Here is a 20,610-nt window from a genome sequence, read left to right on the forward strand (position 1 = left end):
ACTCGCAGGAAACTCACAGAAAGGGTAGAATCGTGAGTGGCCGGTCGCCGATCGGCAGCTCCGGCGAGAATGACATCTCGTGGCGGATCTCACTACGGGAGTGCGCTCCTCAGTGAGGCGCGGCCTCCTTCGTTCAGGAGCGATACATGAACGAATTCTTCGACGCGTTGACGCTCGCCCGATGGCAGTTCGGGCTCACGACGCTCTACCACTTCATCTTCGTGCCCCTCACCATCGGCATGAGCCTGCTGGTCGCCATTCTGCAGACCGTCTGGGTGCGCACCGGCAAGGTGAAGTACCTGCGTCTCACCCGCCTCTTCGGGAAGATCTTCCTCATCAACTTCGCGATGGGCGTCGTCACGGGCATTGTGCAGGAGTTCCAGTTCGGCATGAACTGGTCGAACTACTCCCGCTTCGTCGGTGACATCTTCGGCGCACCCCTCGCAATGGAGGGGCTCATCGCCTTCTTCTTCGAGGCGACCTTCATCGGTCTCTGGATCTTCGGTTGGGACAAGCTGCCCAAGAAGGTTCACGTGCTCACGATCTGGTTCGTGTGGATCGGCACTGTGTTCTCGGCCTACTTCATTCTCGCGGCCAACGCGTTCATGCAGAACCCCGACGGTTTCACGATCAACGAAGAGCGCGGGCGCGCCGAGCTCGAGAGTATCGGCAGCGTGCTGCTAAACCCCGTCGCCCTCACGCAGTTCCCGCACACCCTCTTCGCGTCGATCATGTTCGCCGGTGTCGTAATGGTCGCGGTTGCGGCCTGGCACCTGCAGCGCGGCCAGTTCGTCGACGAGATGCGTACCACGCTGCGTTTCGGGGCCTGGACGAACATCATCGCCTTCCTCGGTGTCGGCCTCACCGGCCACGAGCTCGGCATGGTGATGACGCAGACCCAGCCCATGAAGATGGCCGCCGCGGAGGCGCTCTACAACACCGCGAGCGGTGCTGACGCCTCCTTCTCGATCTTCAGCTGGGGCACGCCCGATGGGGCGCACGAGATCTTCTCGATCCGCATTCCGTACCTGCTCTCCTTCCTCTCGAACGGCACTTTCGACGGCAGCGTCGAGGGCATTCGCGATCTGCAGGCCGAGTACGAGCTGGCCTTCTGCGGCGCCGACAGCGCCCTGACCTGCCCCAGCGACGGTAACTTCGTGCCCATCGTGTGGGTCACCTACTGGGCGTTCCGCTGGATGATCGGCCTGGGCGCATTCGCGGCACTTGTCTCGGCCGTGGGTCTCTGGATCACCCGCAAGAACGCCGATCTGCCCAAGTGGGTGTGGAAGGTCGCGATCTGGACCGCGCCGATCCCGATGCTCGCCTCGCTCGTAGGCTGGATCTTCACCGAGATGGGCCGTCAGCCCTGGATCGTGTTTGGTCTGATGACTACCGAGCAGGGGGTCTCACCAGGCGTGCCGGGCTGGGCCGTGCTGGTCTCGCTCATCGTCTTCACGCTCGTCTACGGCGGCCTCGCGGTTGTCGAGTTCAAGCTCATCACTAAGGCCGCGAAAGAGGGGCCGCCCGAGATTGAGATGAACGGCGACGCTGACGGCGAAGGCGAACCAGACCAGCAGAAGCTGGCGACGGTCTACTAGGAGGAACGGAAACATGGAACTCACCACAGTCTGGTTCCTCATTGTCGGAGTGATGCTGATCGGGTACTTCGTGCTCGACGGCTTCGACTTCGGCGTGGGCATGGCGCTGCCGTTCCTCGGCAAGGACAACACCGACCGCCGACTCATCATCAACACGATCGGCCCGGTCTGGGATCTCAACGAGACCTGGCTCATCGTGGCCGGTGCTTCGCTGTTCGCCGCGTTCCCCGAGTGGTACGCGACGATGTTCTCCGGCTTCTATCTGGCGCTGCTGCTGATCCTTGTCGCACTGATTCTGCGCGGTGTCTCCTTCGAGTACCGGCATCAGGGCAAGGGCGAACGGTGGACGCGCTGGTTCGACCAGTTCATCATTTGGGGCTCCGTCGTGCCTCCGCTGCTGTGGGGCGTCGCCTTCGCGAACCTCGTGCAGGGCCTGCCGATCGGCCTGCTGCCCAACGGTGGCTGGATCTACGAGGGCACGCTGCTCACGCTGCTCAACCCCTACGGGCTGCTCGGTGGCATGGTCATGGTGCTCATTACCTTCACGCACGGTCTCGTCTTCATCTCTTTGAAGACCACGGGCGACATGCGCGAGCGGGCGCGTGCGCTCGCGACGAAGGTGGGAATCGGTGCGATCCTCGCCGGCGCGGTGTTCCTCGTGTGGACCATCGTGATGCACCTCGACCACGAACTGCTCTGGCTCATCATCACCTGCGCCGCGGTTGCCGCGCTCGCGCTCATCGGCGGTTTCGTTGCGAACCTCGCCGGTCGTGAGGGTTGGGCGTTCACCGGTAACGCCGTCGGCATCGCGTTCGCGCTGCTGACCATCTTCTCCGCGCTCTACCCCTACCTCATGTACTCGACGATCGATCCCGCGTTCTCGATGTCGATCGAGGGGGCGGCGAGCTCGCAGAAGACGCTCGAGTTGATGACCTGGGTGGCGGTCTTCACGCTGCCGCTCGTGCTCGCCTACCAGGCGTGGACGTACTGGGTGTTCCGCAAGCGGCTCACCCGCGAAACGATCACCGCGGGCGCGCACTGACAGGCCTAGTCTGATAGCGCAGCGGGCGTCGTGTCGCTTCGGTGATGCGGCGCCCGTCTTCGTATGCGGTGCCTGTGTCGCTCATCAGATGTGAGGTGCAGAACTGCCCTAGACTGCCGTTGGTGAGCCGGACATCGCTCGCCCTTGTTCTGCACGCACGAACCCATAGGAACCCCGTGAAACCACTCGATCCGAGGCTGCTCCGGCACGCACGCGCCGCTCGCGGTGTACTGCTGATCGGGGCGATGCTCGGTGCCGTGCGCACGCTCGCGATTCTCGCTTGGAGCTGGTTGTTGGCGCAGGCTCTCGCGGTGGCCGTGCTTCCTGTGCTCGGGGGGCTGGGTGGCGGATCGGGCCGCGTTTCTGAGGACGCGCTGCCGCCCGAGCAGCTGCCGTGGCTGCTGCTCGGCGCGCTTGTTGCGCTGGGAGTCAGGTCGGCTTCGTCGTGGGCCATGGATGCTGTCGCGGCACGCGGCGCCGTGCAGGTCAAGTCGCAGCTGCGTGCTGTTGCGCTTGATGTGATCGACGCGTCGTCACCGCTGCGCGAGGGGCCTTCGGATGCCGAGCAGGCGACCATGCTGGGGCGCGGCCTCGACGCGCTCGACGGCTACTTCTCGGCGTACCTGCCCCAGCTCATCCTGACTGCGGTCTCAACGCCGCTGCTGGTGCTCGCGGTGCTGCTCGCCGACCCGGTAAGCGGGGTCACGGTGCTGATCGTCTTCCCGGTGATCCCCCTCTTCATGATCCTCATCGGGCTTGCCACCCAGGCGGTGCAGGACCGCCAGTGGGCGCAGCTGCAGCGGCTTTCGAGCTCGTTTCTCGACGCCGTTTCAGGGCTTGCGACGCTGAAGATTTTCGGCCGCGAGGGGCGGCAGTCGGCGCGCATCGCCCGTGAGACAGGCGAGTATCGTTCGCGCACCATGCAGGTGCTGCGCGTCACCTTCCTGTCGGGGTTTGTGCTCGACCTGGCGGGCACCTTCTCGATTGCGCTCGTCGCGGTGACGGTGGGCACCCGTCTGGTCGACGGTGCGTTTCCGCTCGCGCTCGGGTTGTTTGTGCTGTTGCTGCTGCCCGAGGTGTTCATCCCCATCAGGCAGGTGGGTGCCGCGTTCCATGCTTCGACCGAGGGGCTTGCTGCTTCTTCGCAGGTGTTCGAGCTGATCGAGCGCAGCGCGGGCGGTAGCGTCGCCGAAGTCGCCACGAGCGAAGGAGTGTGTGTCGACGCTGTGGTGCTCCGCCGCGGTGGGCGGCGCGTGGCGGGGCCGCTGAGCCTCAGCGCGGCTCCCGGCGAGGTCGTGGGAATCGCGGGGCCGTCGGGCGCCGGCAAATCATCTTTGCTTGCGGCGCTGCTCGGCTTCATTGTTCCCGAAGAGGGGCGGATCGCGCGGCCGGCCGAGGTCGCCTGGTGCGGGCAGCGGCCCGGCCTGCTGCAGGGCAGCGTCTCAGAGAACGTGGCGCTGGGGGAGTCTCGCCCTGACGCGGCGCTCGTGCAGCGCGCACTTGGGGCGGTCGGCCTCGCAGGCCTCGACCCGGAAGCCCAGCTCGGGGCCACCGGCGCGGGGCTTTCAGGGGGGCAGGCGCAGCGGGTTGCGATCGCCCGCTGCCTGTATCGGGTGTGGATCCGCAACGCACCCTTGCTGCTGCTCGACGAACCCACTTCAGCGCTTGACGCCGACAATGAGGCGCTGGTCTGCCGGGCGCTGCGTAACGAAGCACAGGCGGGCCGCACAGTGCTCGTGGTGAGCCACCGTCCCGCTGTACTCGCCGCCGCCGACAGAGTGGTGCGCATTGCAGCTGCCGTCGACCCCGCCGTGCCCGGCTCTGCCGGCGGCACCACCGCAAGCGGGCAGGAGGGGGACGCATGATCCGCCGCACCACCGTGAACGAAGCGCCGCGCCGCGCCGTGCTCGCGCGTGCCATGCCATCGCTGCGCCGTCGCATCCCTGGCACACTGCTGGGCGTGCTCGCCGACGCCTGCGTCGTCGGGCTGCTCGGGCTCAGCATGTGGCTGATTGTGCGGGCCGGCGAACAGCCGCCGATTCTGCATCTCACGTTCGCGATCGTCGGAGTGCGCGCCCTCGCGATCGGGCGCGCCGCCCTCCGTTACACCGAGCGGCTGTTCAGCCACGACGCTGCGCTGACGCAGCTCGCGACGCTGCGCGCGCAAACCTTTGACGCGCTCGTGCCCCGCGTGCCCGGTGCCATCGAATCGCAGCGGCGCGGCGAGGTGCTCGCTGCGTTCGTCGATGATGTGGATCAGCTGCAAGACGAGCCTCTGCGCGTGCGCCAGCCGCTCTTCGTGAGCGGGGTCGTGGTGGTGCTCAGCCTGCTGCTCATCGCCTGTGCATCACCCCTTGCGGCACTGCTGCTGGCAGCGGTGCTGCTGGCTGCGGGCAGCTTCGCCGTGGTGCTCGGTGCACGCCTTGCCGGAGCCGATGACCGTGAGCTCAGTGCCGCCCGCGCCGGGCTCGTCGATGCGTTGCTCGAACGATTCTCCTCTGCCGAGGTGCTTGCCGCTTTCGGTGCGACCGAGATGCAGCGCGCGCGCATCGCCGCCGCAGAGGCGCGTCTCTCGCGTGTGCAGCTGCGCCGGGCGCGTGCCGCAGGCCTCACCGGCGGGCTGCTGTCGCTCGGGGCCGGTCTCGCTTCGCTGCTGCTGCTCGTCACGCTGCTGCCCGCGCTCGGGGCAGCACTCACAGCGCCGCTCTTTGCCGCCGTGGTGGTGGTGCCGGCGGCGGTCTTCGAAATCTTCGCGCAGGTGCCGGCGGCGCTCACAGCTCGCAGGGCCGTGCGGGCGAGCGCCGACCGAGTCGCCGCGCTTACCGAGACACCGCTACCCGCCGAGATTCCCGTCGATGTTGCTGCCGGCGTGCCTGAGCCGGTGCCGACCGCCCCCCTGATCGCGGTGCGTGACCTCGCCGTGCGGCACCCCGGTGCCGCACGCGATGCCGTCGCAGGCGTCGGCTTCGAACTGCGGGCGGGGGAGACGCTGGTGGTGACCGGCGAGAGCGGCGCAGGCAAGAGCACCCTCGCGCTCGCACTCGTGCGCTTTCTCGACTACCGCGGCAGCTACCGCCTGCGCGGCGTCGAAGCCCGGGAGCTGCCGATCGCCGAGGTGCGCCGCACCGTCGGCCTCTGCGAGCAGACTCCGCACCTCTTCGACGCCGACCTTCGGCAGAACCTCAAGTTTGCCCGCGACACCGCCGACGACAACGAACTCATGGTCGCGCTCGACCGTGTCGGGCTCGGCGACTGGGCGCGCGATCGGGGCGGGCTCGACGCCGCGGTGGGCGAGCACGGTGCGCTCGTGTCGGGCGGGCAGGCGCAGCGGATCGCACTCGCACGCGCGATCCTGGCCGACTTCCCCGTGGTGGTGCTCGACGAACCCACAGCCGGGGTAGATCGGGAGCTTGCCGATCGGCTGCTCACCGAACTGCTGGGGGCCGTGCCCGCCGACCGGGCCGTGATCCTCATCACCCACACCGAACTGCCCGCGGGGGTTGAGGCTCGCCACCTCGCCCTGTGAGCGTGCGAGGGCCGAAGCAGAAATAGTCCCGGGCTGCGGTGGCCCCCGGGGTCAGCGCAGCGGCTGCCAGCAGAGGTCGAGGGCCTCGTGGAACCAGCGCAAGCGCTGCTCCTCGGGGGCGGCCTGCGGCACGCCGTCGATGCTCGTCACGATGCGGATGCCGTGCAGTGCGTTCACCGCCCACACCTCGGAGCCCGCGAGTTGCGCCACCGTGGGCGTGGCCGGTGATAGGGAGCCGCGGCGCTGTCGCTCAGGTTTGCGCCCCAGGAGACGCGCGTCTGCGACCCGCCGCAGCAGCCCCTCGGTGACCGATGCGACGCGGGTTGCGCTCCCTGGCGATGGCGCGTCGGCGACGTAGTGGCCGGAGGCGTCGCCGGGGCCGGTCCACCAAATGAGGCTCGTCGTTGCGCCCTCGACCGCGTGCCCCGCTGCATCAAGCAGCAACGCTTCGGCACCGAGCCTGCGGTTCAGCTCCGCGAGGCGCGAGATGTTCGGGCCTTTGCGTTCGGGATGGTCGAGGCTCACGCCCGGGGACGAACGCAGCTCGATGGTGTCGCGCAGCTCGGGCAGCGGCCGCAACGAGAGCGAGAGCTGGGGATCGCCGCCCGCGCGCTCGGCTTCCCAGAGTTCGAGGCGGGGAAAGCCCGCGCCATATTCGGCGATACGGTCTCTGGCGTCATCAAGGAAGGTGTCGATGCGCGCGCCCCCCTCGGCACCCGGCAGCAGCCCGAGCGCTGAACTCTGGAAGCGGCGCAGATGATCGTCGAGCCCGCGCACCTCCGGGGCGCCCGTGCCCGGATTCGCGCGCACACGAAACGAATCGGCCACGAGAAGCCGTCTGCTCGATGCTGCGCTCACGCGCCCACCCTACCCGCCGCGCGCTCGGCACGGGCTGCTCTCGGTAGGGTGGTCAGGTGACGGGGAGACAAGCCTGGCCGAGCGACGCAGCGGAGATCGCGCGCGTGCTCGCCGCAAGCGGCCGCCCCTGGGCCTGGTTCGACGGGGCAGCCGCAGCCCCCGGAGAACCCCGGGTGAGCTATCTCGGGGTGGCGGCAGGACTGCGGATCGCCGAGTCCGGTCTGGAACGCGAGTTTCTGGCGGGGCTGCGCGCCGCCCCGGGGGGAGTCATGGCGCCGGGGCTGGAATCCGGGTGGGCCGTCGCGCTGAGCTACGAGTTCGGCCTGGCACTGCTCGGCCTCGACCCGATTTCGGGGATCGCAGCGGATCCCGCGCCGCCCGCCTTGGCACTGCGCCTCGACGGCGTCCTGGCTATCGACCACGAGCGCGGCACCGTCGAAGCCCGCGGCGACACCGCGCAGCTCGCCGCCCTGCTCGACTCCTGCGCCTCGTCCGACCGCGCCGTGCACGCCTGTGCGGGTGAGCACGCCGGTGCGTGGCGGCGCAGCGACGCCGAGTACGCCGCGGAGGTCGAGGCGTGTCGATCCGCCATCCGCGACGGCGACGCCTACGTGCTCTGCCTCACCGACACCGCCCAGGCGAGCGGCGACTTCGACCCCCTCGACCTCTACCTGCGGCTTCGCGAGAGCGGCGGTGCCGTGCGCGGCGGCGTCATCGTTGCGGGGGAGCGGGCGCTCGTCAGCGCCAGCCCCGAACGCTTCCTCAGCGTGCGTGGGCAGCGCATCTTCACCCACCCGATCAAAGGCACCCGGCCCCGCGGCACCACCCCGAAAACCGACAACGCCCTCGCCGCGCAGCTTGCGAACGACCCAAAAGAGCGCGCCGAGAACCTCATGATCGTCGACCTCATGCGCAACGACCTCAGTCGGGTCTGCGCAACCGGCACCGTGGCCGTCGAAGGCTTCCTGCGGGTAGAAACCCACCCGCATGTGCACCAGCTGGTCAGCACCATCAGCGGCGAACTGCGCGCAGGCCACGACATCTTCGATGCCATCGCCGCGTGCTTCCCCGGCGGCTCGATGACCGGCGCACCCAAGCGGCGCGCCGTCGAGATTCTGCGCGCCCTCGAAGGAGGGCCGCGCGGCCTCTACTCCGGCTGCTTCGGGTGGATCGCCGACAGCGGCGACGCCGAACTCGCCATGACGATCCGCAGCATCGAACTGCGCGGAAGCGCGGGGAAGGGCGTCGCGCTGGTGGGCGCCGGGGGCGGGGTCACCGCCGACTCCGATCCGCATCGAGAAACAGCAGAGAAGCACCTCAAAGCAGCCCCGGTCCTAGCCGCACTCGCCTCCTGCGCCACCGCATAGCCGACCGTGGCCGCCCCGCAGGCCGGAGCACCGATCGCACGCCGCATCCGCGGTAGTCTTGAACAATATGTGCGAGCCCGCGGCAGCGGGCGATCCAGAACGAGATCGAGGTGTGTGTGAGCGAGCGGCAAGCGAGCAGCCAGGTGGGCGCAGTCGAGCAGCAGGCGCGAGACGCCGAAGGCTACGACTTCCAAGCGATCCAGGACCGGTGGCTGCCGGTCTGGGACCAGCTGAAGCCCTTCGAAGTGAGCGGCGACAGCGACCGCCCCGCCAAGTACGTGCTCGACATGTTCCCCTACCCCTCGGGCGACCTGCACATGGGCCACGCCGAGGCATTCTGCTTCGGTGACGTGCTCGCCCGCTACTGGCGCGGCCGCGGCTACGACGTGCTGCACCCCATCGGCTGGGACTCCTTCGGTCTGCCCGCAGAGAACGCCGCGATCAAACGCGGCGTCGACCCGCGCGAATGGACCTACGCCAACATCGACCAGCAGAAGGCGTCGTTCCGCATCTACGCGCCGTCGTTTGACTGGAGCCGCGTGCTGCACACGAGCGACCCCGAGTACTACAAGTGGAACCAGTGGCTGTTCCTCAAGATGTACGAGAAGGGACTCGCCTACCGCAAGGCGAGCTGGGTCAACTGGGATCCGGTAGACCAGACCGTGCTCGCCAATGAGCAGGTGCTCGCCGACGGCACCTCCGAGCGCTCGGGTGCCATTGTGGTGAAGAAGAAGCTCACCCAGTGGTACTTCCGCATCACTGACTATGCGGATCGCCTGCTCGACGACCTCGACCAGCTTGAGGGGCAGTGGCCGGCCAAGGTGCTCAACATGCAGCGCAACTGGATCGGTCGCTCGCGCGGTGCCGAGGTCGAGTTCGAGATTGAGGGCCGCGCCGAGAAGGTGCCCGTCTTCACGACCCGCCCCGACACCCTCCACGGCGCCACCTTCATGGTGGTCGCTCCCGACTCCGATCTCGCCGCCGAACTGGCAGCCGGAGCCTCGCCCGAGGCTCGTATGCAGTTTCAGGCATACCTCGAGCAGACGCAGAAGCAGACCGAGATCGAGCGTCAGAGCACCGACCGTGAGAAGACCGGCGTGTTCCTCGACCACTTCGCCGTCAACCCCGTGAACGGTGAGCGCATCCCCGTCTGGGCTTCCGACTACGTGCTCGCCGACTACGGCCACGGCGCGATCATGGCCGTGCCCGCGCACGACCAGCGCGACCTCGACTTCGCCCGCAAGTTCGAACTGCCCGTGCGAGTCGTGCTCGATGTGCGCGACGCCGACGGTGCACAGCTGCCCGACCCCGCAGAGAGCGGCATCGCGCTCGTGGGCGACGGCACCCTCATCAACTCCGCCGAGCTCGACGGCCTTGCGAAGGCTGATGCGATCGCGAAGTCGATCGAGGTGCTCGAAGCGCGCGGCACCGGCCGCGCCGCCACTACCTACCGTCTGCGCGACTGGCTGATCTCGCGCCAGCGCTACTGGGGCACCCCCATCCCCATCCTGCACGGCGCCGACGGCGAGATGAAGCCCGTCGAGCAGTCGGCGCTGCCCGTCGAGCTGCCCTCATCTGAAGGGCTTGACCTCAAGCCCAAGGGCTCGTCGCCGCTGGGCGCCGCAACCGAGTGGGCAACCGTCGTCGACCCTGTCACCGGCGAGAGCTGGACGCGCGACCCCGACACCATGGACACCTTCGTCGACAGCTCCTGGTACTACCTGCGGTTCCTCTCGGCGAACGACGACACGCAGGCCTTCGACCCGGCAGCCGCGAAGCGCTGGGGGCCCATCGATCAGTACGCCGGCGGCGTCGAGCACGCGATCCTGCACCTGCTCTACTCGCGCTTCATCACCAAGGTGCTGCACGACCTCGGCTACCTCGATTTCGAGGAGCCCTTCACCGCGCTGCTCAACCAGGGCATGGTGCTGCTCGACGGTGCCAAGATGTCGAAGTCGAAGGGCAACCTCGTCGAGTTCGCCTCGGAGCTGAGAGAGCACGGCGCCGACGCGCTGCGCGTCACCCTCGCCTTCGCAGGCCCGCCTGAGGACGACATCGACTGGGCAGACGTGTCGGTGCAGGGCTCGGCGAAGTTCCTGGCGCGTGCGTGGCGCATCGCCGACGACATCGAGACCGCCGGGGCGCCCGTCGGCGTGCCATTCACAGGCGGCGACGCCGCGCTGCGCAAGCACACTCATCACCTGCTCGCCGACGCACCCGGGCTGATCGAAGCGTACAAGTTCAACGTGGTGGTCGCCCGGCTCATGGAGCAGGTCAACGTCACCCGCAAGGCCATCGACTCCGGTTGCGGCGTCGCAGACCCTGCAGTGCGCGAGTCGGCCGAAGCAATCGCGGTGATTCTCTCGCTGTTCGCGCCCTACGCCGCAGAAGACATGTGGGCGAAGCTTGGCCACGAGCCCACGGTGGCGCTCGTCGAGTGGCCGGCAGCCGACCCGTCGCTGCTTGTCGAAGCCGAGGTCACCATGGTGGTGCAGGTCGACGGCAAGGTGCGAGATCGCCTCACGCTGCCTGCCTCAGTTACCGAGGCCGAGGCAGAAGCCGCCGCCCGTGCCTCCGCCGCCGTGCAGCGCGCCATCGGCGACCGCGAGATCGTCAACGTGGTCGTGCGCGTGCCGAAGATCGTGAGCATCGCCACGAAGTAGGCGGAGCGGTGTGGACGCTCGGGAATAGCCGCTCGGGAATAGCCGCTCGCTGGGATTGCACTCGTGCCTGGTGCGCTATCTCTGGGATAGCGCTCCAGGCACGAGTCGTTGTAGGGCCTTGCTTCGTGGGTTTTGGTGTTGGGCTCGTGATGTGGGGGATCGTGAGGGCCTGAGTGGCTTCGGCCGCGGGGACTTCGCTCACAGTGGGGGAGTGTCACGGTTATGACCCGACTTTTCCACAGATGCTTGCGGGGCATGCTCAGGGGTGGGCGCACTCGCCTAGCGTGGGCGCATGAGTCAACTGCAGGGGAGCACATCGGGGTCGCCGCGGCACGGCTCGTGGCATGTACCCGAGCCGCCGGGAGCCTTCGAGACGACGGCGGTGCCGGTGGTGTTGGCAGAGGCGGTGGTGCCGGGGTTGCCGGAGCACGCTGCGACCACTCCGGTAGACGTGAGCGGATCCGAGTCGCCGCCCGGTGAAGGGTGGGCCGCGGGGCGCAGCAGCGAGCCCGCAGGGCCGAGCGAGCGGTGGCGTTCAGAGGCGGTGCTGGAACGGGGTCTGTGGCGTGAGCAGCCCCCTGAAGCGGGAGCGGCGCGAGGAGCTCCCGCGGCACTCGAGCGCGAGCCTACGCCGAGCTTGCGGCGTCGTATCAGGCATGCGGTGTCGGTGCCGGTTCTGGCGGGCGCGGTGGTGCTGGTGGTTGCAGTGTTGATCGCGATCGCCGTTGCGGCGTTGCAGCCGGGAGGCACGGGGGTCGATCTCGCCAGCGCCGATACGGGCACCGAGCTGCGCGATGACGCTGCTTCCGGGGGTGCTGCCGGTAATGGGGGTGCTGTGGACGGGGGCGGATCTTCGAAGCCGGTGGGAGGCGCGGGGGCCGGCGCTGGCACCGGGTCCGGTGGGGGCGGTGAGACGGGGCCGCAGCGGATCTTCGTGCATGTGGTGGGGGAGGTGGCCCGCCCCGGAGTGATCGAGGTGGCGAGCGGCGCGAGAGTGGCCGAGGCCATCGAAGCTGCCGGAGGCGCTTCGGAGACTGCAGCGCTGTCGGCGGTGAACCTCGCGCGCGCTGTTGTCGACGGCGAGCAGATCGTGGTGCCCAACGCGCAGCAGGTGCAAGATGGGGCGATGCCAGGCGCCCTTGCGACCGGAAGCGGCGGTGCAGCTGGGGTCGGCGGTGCGGCAAGAGATGGCGGCGCGCCCGCGGTGGTCGACCTCAACACCGCCGACGCTGGCACCCTCGAAACGCTTCCGAGAGTCGGGCCGGCGCTCGCCCAGCGCATTCTCGACTGGCGGGCCGCGAACGGTCGCTTCACGAGCGTTGATCAACTGCTTGAAGTGCCAGGCATCGGAGCGAAGATTCTCGACGGAATGCGAGAGCGGTTGCGCGTATGAGCGGCCATCCGAGCCCGGTTCCGCGCGCCAGCGGTCTCGATCAAGGAAGGCCACCGAAGCTCGTCGCGGCGGGCAGCACTGCGTCGCCAGAGAAGTGCGCGTTTGGCGACGCGCCAGCGCAGGCCGGTGCGCGCATGCGCTCCCCACCGGGTACTTGGCGGCTGTTCGCCCCCGCCCTGCTCGTCTGGGTGGTGGCGGCCCTCGCGATCGGGCACCCAGGCTCCGGGCGGGTGGTCGCCCTGCTTGCGGGCGGTGCCGGCGTGCTCCTGCTGGTGCTTGCAGGCACTCGGCCCGGGCTCCCGCAGGCAGGGCGGGGAACTCTGGCGCGGCTCCGGCAGTTCGGCAGAGCCGGTCTCAGCTACGGGGCGGTGTTCTGCGCTGCGCTGGTGCTTCTGGGCGCTGCTGTTGAGGCGGGCGAGCGAGCGCGTGCCGATCCGCACCTCGCTGCGGCGGCAGACGACGGCTCCGCAGTCGACCTGGAGGTGGTGCTGCGTGGATTCCCGCACACTCGCAGTTCAGATGGTGCGGATGGTGCGGATGGTGCGGATGGTGCGGATGGTGCGGATGGTGCGGATCGTGCGGGGGGTTCGGGGGCAGCCGGGTATGCCGGGCCTGAGGGGTCTGAGGGAGCTGCGGGGTCTGCGGGGCCCGCCGCGGGTGCGGGGCCCGGCAGCTTCTCGGGCTGGGTCGCGGCCGGTGTGCGTGTTCCCGGCGGAGAAGCGCCTGTGGTGCTGTGGCTGCAGGGGGCCGCTCCTGGGGGCGAACAGTGGGCGCCTGGCGCTCGGCTCGTGGTGCGCGGGGTGCCGGTCTCACTCGGGCCGAGCTCAGCCGCTGCGTACGGGGTCCGGGTGAGTGAAGCGAGCCCAGCAGCTGGGGTGCCCGGGCCGGCGCGTGTCTTGGAGATGGCGGGCCGGGCGGCAGCCGAGTTGCGGGGCGGGTTACGTGAGGCCGCTGAGACGGTGCCAGGAGCTGCGTTGGTGCCGGGGTTGGCGGTGGGCGACACCACCCTCGTTGACGAATCACTCGAACTGCGCATGCAGCACACCTCGCTGACGCACCTCGTTGCGGTGTCGGGGGCCAATTGCGCACTCGTCACCGGTGCGGTGGTGTGGTGCGCAGCCATGCTGGGAGCGGGGCGCCGCACCCGGATCGTCGTCGCGGCTGCCGCACTCGCCGGATTCTTGTTCATCGTCGGCCCCGACGCAAGCGTGCAGCGTGCCGCGCTCATGGCCTCCGTCGTGCTGCTCTCCCGGTTCGGCGGCAAACAGGCCGTGGCTCTTCCCGCGCTGGGCGCGGCGATGCTCGTGATGCTGCTTGCAAACCCCTGGCAGTCGCTGCAACCCGGGTTCGCGCTGTCTGTGGCGGCGACCTCCGGGATCCTCCTGCTCGTGCCAGGGCTCGAACGTGGACTGCGACGACTTCTGCCGATCCCGCGCTGGATGCTGCTCCCGATCGCGGTGGCGCTGTCGGCTCAGCTCGCCTGCGGGCCGCTGCTGTTGCTGCTGCAACCGGGAATCCCAGCGGTCGGCGTGCTCGCCAATGTCATCGCCGGCCCCGCCGCTCCGCTCGGCACCGGTCTCGGTCTGCACGCCCTCCTGCTGCTCCCGTGGTGGCCGGACGCGGGGGCCGCGGCTGTGCGGCTTGCAAGCCTGCCGGCGCGGTGGATCGTGGCCACCGCCGAGATCACCGAGGGGCTGCCGTTCGCACGCTGGCCCTGGCCGGATGGCTGCCCCGGGGCGCTGCTGCTCACGGCGATCGAGCTGGTGCTGCTCCTCGCCTGGGCGTTCGCAACGCGGAGGCTCGCGCTTCCCGAAGACCGGCAATCCGGCCGTCGGCCGTGGCTTGCGCGGCGACGACTCTCGCTGCGTGCGCGCGTGCTTGTGGCCGTGCTGCTCTGCTCCGCTGGGGGCACCTTCTCGGGCCCTGTGCTTGTCGCTCCGGCGGTGAAGAGGATCGGCACGCCGAGCGACTGGTTCGTCGTGGCCTGCGATGTGGGTCAGGGTGACGCGATCCTGCTGCGCGATCCCGCTGACCCCGGCACGGTGATGCTCATCGACACCGGTGATGAGCCGCGCCTGCTGCGGGCCTGCCTCGACCGATTCGCAGTGTCTCGTATCGCGTTGCTCGTGCTCACTCACGACGACCGCGACCACGTGGGCGCGCTGAGTGAGGTGGTCAGCCACACCGACTCCGCGCTCATAGCGCCCAACGCACAGGAAGACGGCGGCAGCAGGCCGCTGCTCGACAAGCTGCACACCGCAGGCATCCCTTACCGGGTGGGCGCTGCTGGGCAGCGCGGCGGTGTCGGTCTCGCCTGGGAAGTGCTCGCCCCGCGTCACGGGAGCACGCCAGGCGACACCAACGCCGCCAGTCTGGTGCTGCGGGTGCGTGCGGGAGCAGCGACAGTGCTCCTTCTCGCTGACACTGGCGAAGACGAACAGCGCGCGCTGCGCGCGGTCGGCGCCGATCTGCACGCGGCAGTGGTGAAGGTGGCGCACCACGGCAGCCGGGATCAGGATCCGGCGCTGGCCGCCGCGGTGGAAGCTGAACTCGCGCTCGTTTCGGTTGGGGCAGACAATAGCTACGGCCACCCGGTCGCCGAGACACTCGACGCATTCGCCCTCGTAGGCTCACGCCCGCTGCGCACCGATACGCACGGTTCGATCGCGGTCAGCGGCGAGCCCGGCAAGCTCCGAGTCTGGGGCGAACGCGCTGCGCCTGCCGCAGCGCGGGGCGACTAGGCTTGAGGGGTGGCAGCAGCACGAGGAGCGAAGAGCAAGATCCCGCAGCTCGACTGGACGGAGGCGCGCCCCGCGCCGGTGGTGCTGTTGAGTGGGCCGGAGGCTTTCCTTGCCGACCGTGCCGCCCAGGCGATCCGCGCCGCGCTGCTCGATGCCAATCACGAGCTTGAGGTGCACGATGTCGATGCCGCCTCCTACACGGCGGGTGAGCTGTTCACTATTGCAAGCCCGTCGCTGTTCGCCGAGCCGCGGCTGATCCGGGTCGAGGGCGTCGAGAAGTGCTCCGACGCGTTCATCGAAGACGCGAAGCGTTACATCGCCGAGCCGGCAGACGACACCACGCTCGTGCTGCGGCATGCGGGTGGGCAGCGCGGCAAGGCGCTGCTCGACGCGGTGCGTGGGGGAACGGTCGGCGGTATCGAAGTCGTGTGCGCCGAGGTGAAGAAGGATCAGGATCGCTTGACGTTTGCGCAGGCCGAGTTTCGCCGCCTGGGCGCACAGATCACCCCGGGCGCGCTGCGCATGATCGTGGGGGCCTATTCGGGCGGCATCGGCGAGCTTGCGGGCGCCTGCGCGCAGCTCGTCTCAGACGCCGGGTCGCGCATCACCGAGGAAGAAGTGAACCGCGCCACTGAGGGGCGTGTCGAGACGAATGCCTTCAAGGTGGCCGATGCGGCTACGGCCGGCCGTGCAGCCGATGCGCTGGTGCTATTGCGTCAGGCGCTGTCGACAGGCACTGACCCCATCCCGATGCTCGCCGCGCTCAACATGAAGGTGCGGGCGATGGCGAGGGTGTATGGCGCCGTCGGATCGGGCGGTCAGCTCGCGAAGGAGCTGGGCATGGCGCCGTGGCAGGTGGATCGCGCGCTGCGCGAGGTGCGTGGTTGGCGCGAGGAGGATCTCGCGCGCTGCATCGATCTCGCTGCCGAGACCGAGTGGCTGCTCAAGGGTGGCAGCCGCGACCCCGAGTATGCCCTGGAGAAGTATCTGCTGTTCGTTGCGAAGCGCGGCCGGTAGCTCGCGCTCGCGCATCGAGTAGACCTGTTGCTATCGACTCGGCCCCCGAATCGCGCTACAAGCAGGCCGACTCGGCACGGAGGGGCCGACTGAGCGGACCCGGGACCGCCCGGGACGCGAAAAGACCCCGCCGCGGCGGGGTCTTTTCGTGAAACTGCTGAAGAAGCTGTCGCTTAGAGCGCGGCCACCTGGGTGGCGAGCTTCGACTTGCGGTTCGCAGCCTGGTTCTTGTGGATGACGCCCTTCGAGACGGCCTTGTCCAGCTTCTTGCTGGCGAGGGCGAGCTTCTGCTCGGCCACAGCCTTGTCGCCGGCAGCGATGGCCTCGCGGGTTGCACGCACGACGGTGCGGAGCTCGCTCTTGTAGGCCTTGTTGCGCTCGGTCGCCTTGAGGTTGGTCTTGATGCGCTTGATCTGCGACTTGATGTTTGCCACGTTGAATAGTGTCCTTTAAATACAGGTTTACGGTTGTTCCGCGCGGTGAGAGAGGGCACCTTGCGGGTTGTGTGGATGTCACCACACGCAAGCCAAGAACCAAGTCTAGCAGATCGGCTTTTGAGAAGGCCGCGCAGAGGAGGTTCGTGTCGTGGCGGATCGCGGCGCGTCGCCCCGCCACGCGTCGCCCCGCCGTCTGTGCCGTGACCCTCCGAAGTGACCCCTCGTTCGAGGTGTCAGGCGTCGAGTTGCAGCCGGTATCCCATGCCAGGCTCGGTGAGCAGGTATCGCGGGCTCGAAGGGTCAGGTTCGAGTTTTTTGCGCAGCTGTGAGAGGTAGAGCCGCAGATAGCCGGTGTCGCGCGCGTGCTCGGTGCCCCAGATCCTGCTGAGCAGCATCTGCCGTGTGACAAGCTTCCCCGCGTTGCGGATGAGCAGTTCCATGATCTGCCACTCGGTGGGGGTGAGGCGGATCCGCTGTTCGCCGCCCGCAGTGGCCTCGATGGCGGTGTGCGCTGCGAGGTTGATGGTGACGGTACCGAAGCGCACGATGGGGGCTGGTTCTTGCCCGGCTTGGCGGCGGGTGAGCGCCCGGATGCGCGCGAGCAGCTCTTCGATTGAGAAGGGTTTCACCACGTAGTCGTCGGCACCGGCGTCGAGCGCTTCGACTTTGTCGTCGGCACCTGCACGGCCGGAGACGACGAGGATCGGGGCCTCTGACCAGCCGCGGATGGCCTGGATCACTTCGACGCCGTCGAGCCGCGGCATGCCGAGGTCGAGCAGCACGAGCTCGGGGCGGTGATCGGCGGCGAGCGATACTGCCTCGGCACCGTCTGCGGCGGTGAGCACGTCGTAGCCTTTGGCGGTGAGGGTGATGCGCAGCGCGCGGAGCAGCTGCGGGTCGTCGTCGGCGATGAGGATGTTCATGAGTTCGCCTCCGGGTGCGATGGGGTGTCTGCTGCGGGCAGCGAGACGATCATGGTGAGGCCTGTGGTGGGTGTCTGTTCGGGTCGCAGCTCGCCGTGCATCGCCTCGACAAAGCCTCGCGACAGGGCGAGGCCGAGCCCGAGGCCTGTGGTGTTGTCGGTGTCGCCGAGTCGTTGGAACGGCAGGAACACCTGTTCGAAGCGGTCGGCGGGAATACCAGGCCCCTCATCGACGATGCGGATGTCGATGCGGGCGTCGAGGGCGATGGTTTCGATGAGCACGAGGCTGCCCTCGGGGGTGTAGCGGGCCGCGTTCGCGATGAGGTTGACGAGAGTGCGTTGCAGCAGCACCGGATCGCAGCGGACGAGGCTGTCGCCGTGTTTGAGGGCCAGTCGCACCTGTCCGGGGCCGAGATCGAGTTCGTCGAGCGCTGGCAGGATCACCTCGGCGGGGTCGCACGGAATCTCAGCCACTGCGAGCACTCCCGACTGCAGGCGACTTGCGTCGAGCAGGTCGGTGATGAGGGTGCTGAGCGCTGCCAGGCTTTCGTCGGCGGTTTCGAGGAGCGCTGCGCGATCCCCATCGGAAAGCGCGGATCCCGTCGCGCGCAGGCCTCCGACGGCGGCCGTTGCCGAGGCGAGGGGGCGCCGCAGATCGTGGCTCAGTGCGGAGAGCAGTGCTCCGCGCAAGCGATCGGATCCGGTGACCGTCTCGAATTCGTCGACGGTTGCCTCCAGCCGCCGCCGGGTGCGCGCGCCGCGGCCCACCACGAAGCTGACGAGCACCGCAATGGCCACGTGCATGAGCAGCACAAGTAGGTGAATCGGGTCGGCGATGGTGATGTCGCGGTAGGGCGCGATGAAGGCGAGATCGAGCACCACCCCCGAGAAGGCTGCGGCGGTGAGTGCTGGCCAGATGCCGCCGACGAGTGCAACGGCGACGACGAGCAGCTGGTAGCTCAGCACTTCGACGGTGATCGTCTCGGGGCCGTGCAGCGACCGGAGGGGGATGAGCAGCAGCAGGCCGCCGCCGATGGCGAGCGCGAATCCGCCGAGCTGGCGACTGAGGCTCACTCCACGCTGCACGCTCATCCGATCCCCGATTCCCTGGTCAACGCCTCCACTGTATGCCGTGCTGCGGCGAGCGGGCTGTTACGCGACGTGCACCCAGGGTCGCCTGGTGACATCGGGTTCGGCTTCGCGCACCACCTCGCGGGTCATCGGGGCGATCTCGCCGTCGCCGAGGATCAGGAAGCGGATCAGGTGGTGCAGTGGGTGCCCTTCGGTCCAGCGGAAGTAGACGTGCGGGGTGCAGCCCACTTCACGACGCAGGTGCAGGGCGATGGCCGCGATGGCGTTCGGCACCGTGCTGCCGCGGGCGGTGAGCACCCGGTAGCCGTGGCGTTCCACACCCTCGACGAGCAGTTCGCCTTCGAAGTCAGAGCTGTCGGCGATTTCGATCTCGAGGAAGAGCACGTCGTCGTCTGGCAGGCCGTGCACGATCCGAGCGTGTTCGAGCTTGGCCCGATAGCGTTTCGCGCTGATGTCGTTCGGGGTGTGGGCGACGAGCCTGAGCGCGCCCTCGGGGCACGCTTCGACGAACTCGGCGGCTGCGGTGTCGAGGCGCACCGAGGTGGCGCGCAGTTCGGTGGAGCGCGCAATGCGGGAGATGAAACTCACCACGACGATGCCGATGATGAAGCAGAGGGCGATCTTGATGCCGTCGGGGCGTTCGATGATGTTCGCGACTGTGGTGTAGAGGAACACCGCGGTCACAATGCCGAAGCCGATGGTTGCTGCGCGCTCTTTGCGGCGGCGAGCTACGAGGGTGACAGCCGCTGCCGCGGAGGTGATGAGCACGAGCACACCCGTTGCGTAGGCGCCGCCCTGTGCGTTGACGTCTGCCTGGAAGATGATGGTGATGATCACCGCGATCGTGGTGAAGACGAGCACGAGCGGTCGGGTGGCTCGCGCCCATGCAGGCGCCATGCCGTAGCGGGGAAGGTAGCGGGGCACCAGGTTGAGCAGCCCGGCCATCGCCGAGGCGCCTGCGAACCAGAGAATCATGATGGTGACGAGATCGTAGGCGGTTCCGAAGCCTTCGCCGAGGTAGGCATGCGCGAGGTAGGCGAGTGCGCGCCCGTTTGCGGCCCCGCCTTCCTGGAACTCTGCGGCTGGGATGAGGGCCACCGTGGTTACAGAAGAAGTGATGAGGAAGCCGCTCATGATGAGCGCGGACGTCGTGAGGAGCCGACGCGCGCCGCGGATCCGCCCCTCAGGATTTGCTTCGGTGTCGCTCGCGTCACCCTTGATCTGGGGCATGACGGCGACGCCGGTTTCGAAGCCGGAGAGTCCGAGAGCGAGTTTGGGGAAGACGAGCAGCGCGACGGCGACGACGAGAATCGGGTTGCCGTGCTGCGTGGTGAGGGTGGTCCACCAGTCGGTGATCACGACGGGGCTGGAGACCAGGTGTCCGATGGCGACGATGAGCACCACGAGGTTCAGTGTGAGGAAGGCCGCCACCAGCGCTGTGGCGAGGCGGATCGCTTCGCGGAAGCCGCGCAGGAACACGGCGCCGAGCGCAGCGAGCAGCACGAGAGTGACGAGCACCTGCTGTCCGTGCAGTGCTTTCGGGGCGAACGGGTTCTCGATGAGGTGCGCGGTGGCGTCTGCGGTGGAGAGCGTGATGGTGATGATGAAGTCTGTTGCTGCGAAGCCGAGCAGCACGAGCACCACAAGCTTGCCGCGCCAGCGGGGCAGCAGTTTTGCCAGGATCGAGATTGAGCCGGTGCCGTGCGGGCTCTCCTTCGCGACGCGGCGGTACACGGGCAGCGCACCGAGCAGGGTGACGAGCACCAACACGATCGTGGCGATGGGGGCAACGGCACCTGCGGCGAGCGCTGCGATGGCGGGCTGGTAGCCGAGGGTGGAGAAGTAGTCGACGCCTGTGAGGCACATGACGCGCAGCCAGTGGGTGCGGCGGTGCTCCTCGGGCTGGCCGTGGGGGCCCGTCTGCCTGCCCGGCGATTCGGCGTTGTCGCCGAGA

General features: G+C 68.5%; 14 protein-coding genes. 9 read left to right on the plus strand and 5 right to left on the minus strand.

The annotated features are described in order from the left end of the window. Positions 1-146: 146 nt before the first annotated feature. From WFL22_RS03470 to cydC, 4 genes are all read left to right on the plus strand, one after another. The gene (locus WFL22_RS03470) at positions 147-1,598 is read left to right on the plus strand and encodes a cytochrome ubiquinol oxidase subunit I (RefSeq protein ID WP_336991476.1); all 1,452 of its coding nucleotides are present in this window, start codon (positions 147-149) and stop codon (positions 1,596-1,598) included. Positions 1,599-1,611: 13 nt separating this feature from the next. Next, positions 1,612-2,640 (plus strand): cytochrome d ubiquinol oxidase subunit II, encoded by a 1,029-nt coding sequence (gene cydB / locus WFL22_RS03475; RefSeq protein WP_336991478.1) that lies wholly within the window; start codon positions 1,612-1,614, stop codon positions 2,638-2,640. A gap of 176 nt (positions 2,641-2,816) precedes the next feature. Next, positions 2,817-4,505 (plus strand): thiol reductant ABC exporter subunit CydD, encoded by a 1,689-nt coding sequence (gene cydD / locus WFL22_RS03480; protein ID WP_336991480.1) that lies wholly within the window; start codon positions 2,817-2,819, stop codon positions 4,503-4,505. After that, the gene (gene cydC / locus WFL22_RS03485; RefSeq protein ID WP_336991482.1) at positions 4,502-6,166 is read left to right on the plus strand and encodes a thiol reductant ABC exporter subunit CydC; all 1,665 of its coding nucleotides are present in this window, start codon (positions 4,502-4,504) and stop codon (positions 6,164-6,166) included. The genes cydD and cydC overlap by 4 nt, the downstream gene beginning before the upstream one ends. Positions 6,167-6,217: 51 nt before the next feature. Here cydC and WFL22_RS03490 read toward each other — a convergent pair whose 3' ends face one another. Further along, positions 6,218-7,024 carry an aminotransferase class IV gene (locus WFL22_RS03490; protein ID WP_336991483.1) on the minus strand — a complete coding sequence of 269 codons (807 nt, stop codon included), beginning with the start codon at positions 7,022-7,024 and terminating at the stop codon, positions 6,218-6,220. Positions 7,025-7,080: 56 nt separating this feature from the next. Here WFL22_RS03490 and WFL22_RS03495 point away from each other — a divergent pair, with 56 nt between their 5' ends. From WFL22_RS03495 to holA, 5 genes are all read left to right on the plus strand, one after another. After that, complete coding sequence (locus tag WFL22_RS03495; protein WP_336991485.1) at positions 7,081-8,391, plus strand: anthranilate synthase component I family protein; 1,311 nt, start codon at positions 7,081-7,083, stop codon at positions 8,389-8,391. Positions 8,392-8,534: 143 nt separating this feature from the next. After that, a complete protein-coding gene (gene leuS, locus WFL22_RS03500; protein ID WP_336657451.1) occupies positions 8,535-11,054 on the plus strand; it encodes a leucine--tRNA ligase in 2,520 nt (839 codons plus the stop codon). 292 nt (positions 11,055-11,346) lie between these two features. Next, positions 11,347-12,447 carry a ComEA family DNA-binding protein gene (locus WFL22_RS03505; RefSeq protein ID WP_336991486.1) on the plus strand — a complete coding sequence of 367 codons (1,101 nt, stop codon included), beginning with the start codon at positions 11,347-11,349 and terminating at the stop codon, positions 12,445-12,447. Between the two features lie 134 nt (positions 12,448-12,581). Then, complete coding sequence (locus WFL22_RS03510; RefSeq protein ID WP_336991487.1) at positions 12,582-15,188, plus strand: ComEC/Rec2 family competence protein; 2,607 nt, start codon at positions 12,582-12,584, stop codon at positions 15,186-15,188. A gap of 9 nt (positions 15,189-15,197) precedes the next feature. After that, a complete protein-coding gene (holA, locus tag WFL22_RS03515) occupies positions 15,198-16,205 on the plus strand; it encodes a DNA polymerase III subunit delta (RefSeq protein WP_336991489.1) in 1,008 nt (335 codons plus the stop codon). 173 nt (positions 16,206-16,378) lie between these two features. Here holA and rpsT read toward each other — a convergent pair whose 3' ends face one another. The 4 genes from rpsT to WFL22_RS03535 all read right to left on the minus strand — a co-directional run bounded on the left by rpsT (position 16,379) and on the right by WFL22_RS03535 (position 20,522). Then, positions 16,379-16,639 (minus strand): 30S ribosomal protein S20, encoded by a 261-nt coding sequence (gene rpsT, locus WFL22_RS03520; protein WP_017885049.1) that lies wholly within the window; start codon positions 16,637-16,639, stop codon positions 16,379-16,381. Positions 16,640-16,875: 236 nt separating this feature from the next. Continuing rightward, the gene (locus WFL22_RS03525) at positions 16,876-17,565 is read right to left on the minus strand and encodes a response regulator transcription factor (protein ID WP_336991490.1); all 690 of its coding nucleotides are present in this window, start codon (positions 17,563-17,565) and stop codon (positions 16,876-16,878) included. After that, the gene (locus tag WFL22_RS03530) at positions 17,562-18,656 is read right to left on the minus strand and encodes a sensor histidine kinase (protein ID WP_336991492.1); all 1,095 of its coding nucleotides are present in this window, start codon (positions 18,654-18,656) and stop codon (positions 17,562-17,564) included. The genes WFL22_RS03525 and WFL22_RS03530 overlap by 4 nt, the downstream gene beginning before the upstream one ends. Before the next feature lie 60 nt (positions 18,657-18,716). Continuing rightward, positions 18,717-20,522: an amino acid transporter gene (locus tag WFL22_RS03535; protein ID WP_336991796.1), complete on the minus strand. Its 1,806-nt coding sequence runs from the start codon at positions 20,520-20,522 to the stop codon at positions 18,717-18,719. Between the last annotated feature and the right edge of the window lie 88 nt (positions 20,523-20,610).

The organism is Leucobacter sp. VD1 (assembly GCF_037150695.1).
Taxonomy (GTDB): Bacteria; Actinomycetota; Actinomycetes; order Actinomycetales; family Microbacteriaceae; genus Leucobacter.